The organism is Arthrobacter sp. GCM10027362, from assembly GCF_042679445.1.
In the GTDB taxonomy this organism is placed as follows: Bacteria; Actinomycetota; Actinomycetes; order Actinomycetales; family Micrococcaceae; genus Crystallibacter.
Map to the genome: position 1 here is coordinate 1 of NZ_JBHTML010000236.1, position 5123 is coordinate 5123.

Genomic DNA, 5123 nt, shown 5'->3' on the forward strand with positions numbered 1-5123 from the left:
CCGGCGCAGCGCCTCGCCGCCGGCGGTCAGGCCGACGGCGAGGGCCCGCTCGTTGCCTGCCATCCGGCTGCGCGTGACCAGGCCGGCGGCCTCGAGCCGCTTGAGCATGGGGGAGAGGGTGGCCGGTTCCTGCAGCAGCACTTCGCCCAGCTCCTTGACCGTGCGCGGACTCTGCTCCCACAACGCCAGCATTACCAGGTACTGCGGGTGGGTCAGGCCCAGCTTCTGCAGCACCGGCTTGTAGGCTGCCACTACGCTCCGCGAAGCCACGGACAGGGCGAAGCACAGCTGGTGCTCGAGCAGGAGGTCTTCCTCAGCGGCAGTAGAGGTCACGGGATCACATCCATTCGGATAATTAGTGCGCTAACAATTAGCGTATAGTGGCACTGTCGGACCGTCCACCGGTGCACAACAGGGAGAGAGGCAACGCCATGGCAGAGAAGAAGTCGGCGTCGCAACGGTTCATGGGCTTCACGGGCAAGCTGCGGCTGATCTTCGGGCCGGCCCAGAAGAGCGGCGTGGACCACCCCATGACGGCAGAGAACAAGGAGCTGCTCAAGCGGCGCGAGGCGGAGGCCTCGCAGTGGGAAACCGTCAAGCGGGCCGACGGCAGCACCTACATCGTGCCCAAAAAGCCCTAGCCTGCGCCGCCCGGCCATCCCGCTGGCGGCCGAACGGAGCTAGAATGAGGCCATGGATGCCGCCTGATGGGAGGGTGATTCAGATGGCCGGAAAGGCTGCTTTTCTGGAGCGCTTCATGCGCATGACCGAAAAGACCAGGAATGTCTGGGGTCCGGCGGACCGTTCGGAGCTCGATTCGCCGGTGGTCCACAAGCATGATGACTACGAGGCCGCCTCGGACGCCGAACTCGCCGAGTTCGAAATCGAGCGCGACGAGCAAGGCCACGCGTACGCGATCCGCAAGCGCCACGAGGCAACCGGCGCCGAGGGCACGGCTTGAAATAACTTCAGACCGAAACAGGCGGCGGTGCCGGCACGAAGCCGGCACCGCCGTCGTTGTTTGCGGGAGCGCCGGCTAGCGGCCGGTACCGCCGTAGACCGTGGCGCTGCTTTCGCCGTCGAGGTCGAAGGCGGCGTGCACCGCGCGGACGGCAGTGTCCAGCAGGTCCGCGTGGGTCACGATCGAGATGCGGATCTCCGAGGTGGAAATCATGTCCACGTTGACGCCCGCCTCGTGCAGCGCCTGGAAGAACTTGTAGGACACCCCCGGGTTCGAGCGCATGCCCGCGCCGATCAGCGAGAGCTTGCCGATCTGGTCGTCGTAGTCGATGCTTTCGAAGCCCACCTGCTCCTGGGCGGCCTTCAGGGCCTGAAGGGCATCCTTGCCCTCCACGATGGGCAGGGTGAAGGAGATGTCCGTCTTGCCCGAGCCCTTGGTGGAGACGTTCTGGACGATCATGTCGATGTTCGAATGCGCGCCGGCCACGATGCCGAAGATTTCGGCCGCCTTGCCGGGGATATCGGGTACGCCGAGGATGGTCACCTTGGCCTCGGAGCGGTCGTGGGCAACGCCGGAGATGATGGGCTGTTCCAAGGGTTCTCCCTCTTGAATCTTGATCTTGTCGTCGGGGCTGGGCAGCACCCAGGTTCCTTCGTTGGAGCTGAAGGATGAGCGCACATGCAGCGGCACGCCGAAACGCCGGGCGTATTCCACGCACCGCAGGTGCAGGATCTTGGCGCCGGAGGCCGCCAGTTCCAGCATTTCCTCGCTGGAGATCCTGTCGATCTTCTGGGCGCTGGGCACTACCCGCGGGTCCGCGGTGAAGATGCCGTCCACGTCCGTATAGATTTCGCAGAAATCGGCGTCCAGCGCAGCGGCCAAGGCCACCGCGGTGGTATCCGAGCCGCCGCGGCCCAGCGTGGTGATGTCGTTGCTGTCCTGGCTCATGCCCTGGAAACCGGCCACGATGGCGATGTCCCCGCGCTCGATGCAGGTGCGGATCCGGTGCGGGGAGACGTCGATAATGCGCGCCTTGCCGTGGATGGCGTCGGTGATCATGCCCGCCTGGCTGCCGGTGAAGGATTGGGCCTTGGCGCCCTGCTCGTGGATGGCCATGGCCAGCAGGGACATGGAAATGCGTTCCCCGGCGCTGAGCAGCATGTCCATTTCACGCGCCGAGGCGTTGCCGGTGATCTGCGCGGCCAGATCCAGCAGTTCGTCGGTGGTATCGCCCATTGCGGAGACGACGACGACGACCTCGTTGCCTGCCGCCTGGGTTTCGACCACGCGCTTGGCGACGCGCTTGATGCCTTCGGCGTCCGACACGGAGGAACCGCCAAATTTCTGCACTATCAAGCTCATGCCAACACGCTCTTTCAACAACTCCTGGAATGCGGCCCTCCTGCATCGCTGGGGCTCCAGCCATGCAGTGCGGCGCCGGTGGGGATCGGGCAAAGGTCTGCAGGCGCCGGCATCCGGCACGGCCGACAACAAGAGTTTAGCGCCGCGACCATGGCGCCTCCGAATCGGGGGCGGCGTTGTGACGGCGGAACGCCGTATCGCCGGGACGGGTAGAAGAAAATGACCAGCCTGCTTATGGTTAAGGGGTCGCGGAGGGTTCCATCCCGGGAGGGGGACACATGACCAATCCAGCCGACGAGCCGACGGCCTTGCCGGAAGCACGCGATGCGGACAGGTTCGAGCAGCAGATGCCGGTGGCGCCGGACGAGATCGATGAGGGCGCCGAGGCCGACCTGGCGGCCTCGGAAGGCTCCTCCGCCCTGCCCGGGGGATCGGAGGCCGATCGGATGGAGCAGATCATTCCGGACAGGGGCCCGGTCGGGCTGAGCCTGCAGCAGCCCGGTCAGTCGGCCGCGGAAGGATCCGAGGCCGACCGCCTCGAACAGGCCACGGGGATTCCAGGCCTGGACGAAGACGACTACCCCCATGATTCCGAGGGCTGACGCCCGCCGGACCGGGCCGCCGCAGGGCCGGCGCACCCTCTGGACGGCGCTGTTCCTTGCAGCCGTGCTGGCAGGACTTTCCGGCTGCACCTCCGGGGGAGCCGGCGGGACGGAAACCACGTCCGCGAGCCCGGAAAAACTGCAGACCCAGAGCCCGGCGGCCCGGGCACCGCAGGCCGCGGCCATGTCCATCCCGGACCTGGTCGACGCCGTCGAACCCTCGGTGGTTACCATCTTCACCGACAACGGGCTGGGCAGCGGCGTCATCTACTCCGGGGACGGGCTGGTCCTGACCAACGAACACGTGGTGCGGGACAGCACGCAGGTGGAGGTCGGGTTCGCGGACGGGCAGCGGGTGGCAGGAACGGTCAAGGCCACCGACCCGGTCTCCGACCTGGCCTTGGTGCAGGCGGACCGCAAGGACCTGCCAGCTGCCCGGTTCGAGGCCAGGCTGCCCGAAGTCGGGGAACTTGCAGTGGTCATCGGCTCCCCGCTGGGCTTCGAAAACACCGTCACGGCGGGGATCATCTCCGGGCTCCACCGCCAGATCCCCGGCTCGGCTTCCACCAGCGCGTCCCTGGTGGACCTGATCCAGACCGACGCCGCGATCAGCCCCGGCAACTCCGGCGGAGCGGTCGTGAACGGCCAGGGCAAGGTGGTGGGCATCAGCGAAGCGTACATCCCGCCGCAGTCCGGCGCCGTGGCGTTGGGCTTCGCGATTCCCGCGGCCACCGCAACGGAAGTGGCCAAGGAACTGCTGGAGAACGGGAAGGCCAGGCACTCCTTCATGGGCCTGGCCCCGGCCGCGATCACCGGCCAGATCGCCCAGCGGCTCGGCCTGGCGGACACCGAGGGCGTGCTCGTGCTGTCGGTCGTCGAGGGCGGGCCGGCCGACAAGGCGGGCCTGCGCCCCGGAGACATCCTGGAAAAGCTCGACGGCGACCAGCTGAGCTCCCCCGAGGACCTGCTGGCGGCCCTGCGCAAGCGGAACCCGGGGGACCAGGTCAACGTGGAATTCCAGCGTGGGGACAGGACGCAGACGGCCAAGGTGGCCCTGAGCGACCGGCCGGCCGCGTAGGGATTGGGGCGCTCCCGCAGTGTCGGCTGCGCCACAGCGGGTCCCTCGCGCCCCACTCCGGGGCGCTCCCGCAGTGTCGGCTGCGCCACGGCGGGTCCCTCGCGCCCCACTCCGGGGCGCTCAGGTGAGCTTCCGGCGGCCCTCGAAGGCCCGGCCGAGGGTGATCTCGTCCGCGTACTCCAAGTCCCCGCCCACCGGCAGGCCGGAGGCCAGGCGGCTGACCGTGATGCCGATGGTCTTGAGCATCCGGGCCAAATAGGTGGCGGTTGCCTCGCCCTCGAGGTTCGGATCGGTGGCGATGATGATTTCCTGGATCTGCCCGTCGGAGAGGCGGTTGAGCAGCTCGCGGATGCGCAGCTGTTCGGGGCCGACGCCGGCAATGGGGTTGATGGCCCCGCCGAGCACATGGTAGCGGCCCCGGAAGGACCGGGTGCGCTCGATGGCGATCACGTCCTTGGACTCCTCCACCACGCAGATGGCCGTGGGGTCGCGGCGCGGGTCCCGGCAGATGCTGCAGGTTTCCTGCTCGGAGATATTGCCGCAGATGCTGCAGAACTTGACCCGTTCCTTGACATGGACCACGGCATCCACCAGCCGCTGCATGTCCTCCGGATCCGCTTCCAGAATGTGGAAAGCAATGCGCTGCGCGGACTTCGGGCCGATCCCGGGCAGGCGGCCGAGCTCGTCAATCAGCTCCTGGACGGCGCCTTCGTACACTGAACTTCAATCTCCTGACGGTTAGGACGCGTCGAGGCTGCGCTCCTCGATCAGGCGCCCGCCCAGAATGCGTTCGATGGCGGCACGTCCCACCAGGTTCGAATCTTCTATGGCCTCGTCGTCATCGCTGGGGATGTCCTCGACGTAGCTCAAGTTTAGGTCACGTCCGGCCTCCGGGCCGACGGCGGGAGCAGCGGCAGCCTGCCGGGCCTCGGCGGCCTTGGCCTGGCTCAGCAGCTGCTGGTAGCGGCTCATGGTCCGGCCCCGGCCCGGATCCGGCGGGGTCTCCCATTCGTCGGCCGGCTCCTCGTCGGAGTAGGGGATGTCCTCGTAGGGCGGCGCCGGCAGGGGCGCCCTGGCCGGTTGCGGCATGCCGGCCGGCGGGGTGAGGACCTGCGGGGCC

At 67.7% G+C, this 5123-nt stretch carries 7 protein-coding genes and 1 pseudogene; 4 read left to right on the forward strand and 4 right to left on the reverse strand.

The window, feature by feature from the left end; translation table 11 throughout:
• Positions 1-333: MarR family winged helix-turn-helix transcriptional regulator (locus ACFQ36_RS20510; protein ID WP_377017041.1), on the reverse strand; the 333-nt coding region annotated here is incomplete at its 3' end.
• Between the two features lie 98 nt (positions 334-431).
• Here ACFQ36_RS20510 and ACFQ36_RS20515 point away from each other — a divergent pair.
• Together ACFQ36_RS20515 and ACFQ36_RS20520 are read left to right on the forward strand one after the other, a co-directional pair.
• Complete coding sequence (locus ACFQ36_RS20515) at positions 432-641, forward strand: hypothetical protein (RefSeq protein WP_377017043.1); 210 nt, start codon at positions 432-434, stop codon at positions 639-641.
• Positions 642-757: 116 nt separating this feature from the next.
• Positions 758-961 carry a hypothetical protein gene (locus ACFQ36_RS20520; protein ID WP_377017045.1) on the forward strand — a complete coding sequence of 68 codons (204 nt, stop codon included), beginning with the start codon at positions 758-760 and terminating at the stop codon, positions 959-961.
• A 75-nt stretch (positions 962-1036) separates the two neighbouring features.
• Here ACFQ36_RS20520 and ACFQ36_RS20525 read toward each other — a convergent pair whose 3' ends face one another.
• The gene (locus ACFQ36_RS20525) at positions 1037-2323 is read right to left on the reverse strand and encodes an aspartate kinase (protein ID WP_377017047.1); all 1287 of its coding nucleotides are present in this window, start codon (positions 2321-2323) and stop codon (positions 1037-1039) included.
• Positions 2324-2601: 278 nt separating this feature from the next.
• Between ACFQ36_RS20525 and ACFQ36_RS20530 the strand changes: the two genes are divergently transcribed.
• Both ACFQ36_RS20530 and ACFQ36_RS20535 read left to right on the forward strand, forming a co-directional pair.
• Positions 2602-2925, forward strand: a complete 324-nt coding sequence (locus tag ACFQ36_RS20530; RefSeq protein ID WP_377017049.1) for a hypothetical protein — start codon at positions 2602-2604, stop codon at positions 2923-2925.
• Positions 2909-4003 (forward strand): S1C family serine protease, encoded by a 1095-nt coding sequence (locus tag ACFQ36_RS20535; RefSeq protein WP_377017051.1) that lies wholly within the window; start codon positions 2909-2911, stop codon positions 4001-4003. Before ACFQ36_RS20530 ends, ACFQ36_RS20535 begins: the two co-directional genes overlap by 17 nt.
• A 120-nt stretch (positions 4004-4123) precedes the next feature.
• Here ACFQ36_RS20535 and recR read toward each other — a convergent pair whose 3' ends face one another.
• Positions 4124-4720, reverse strand: coding sequence for a recombination mediator RecR (gene recR, locus ACFQ36_RS20540; RefSeq protein WP_377017053.1), 597 nt, complete (start codon positions 4718-4720; stop codon positions 4124-4126).
• Positions 4721-4741: 21 nt separating this feature from the next.
• Positions 4742-5123, reverse strand: a pseudogene (locus ACFQ36_RS20545) (hypothetical protein); the annotation flags it as partial.

Coding starts and splice junctions, on each gene's coding strand:
- ACFQ36_RS20515 (WP_377017043.1), top strand. CDS start 432: ATGGCAGAGAAGAAGTCGGCGTCGCAACGGTTCATGGGCTTCACGGGC.
- ACFQ36_RS20520 (WP_377017045.1), top strand. CDS start 758: ATGCGCATGACCGAAAAGACCAGGAATGTCTGGGGTCCGGCGGACCGT.
- ACFQ36_RS20525 (WP_377017047.1), bottom strand. CDS start 2,323: ATGAGCTTGATAGTGCAGAAATTTGGCGGTTCCTCCGTGTCGGACGCC.
- ACFQ36_RS20530 (WP_377017049.1), top strand. CDS start 2,602: ATGACCAATCCAGCCGACGAGCCGACGGCCTTGCCGGAAGCACGCGAT.
- ACFQ36_RS20535 (WP_377017051.1), top strand. CDS start 2,909: ATGATTCCGAGGGCTGACGCCCGCCGGACCGGGCCGCCGCAGGGCCGG.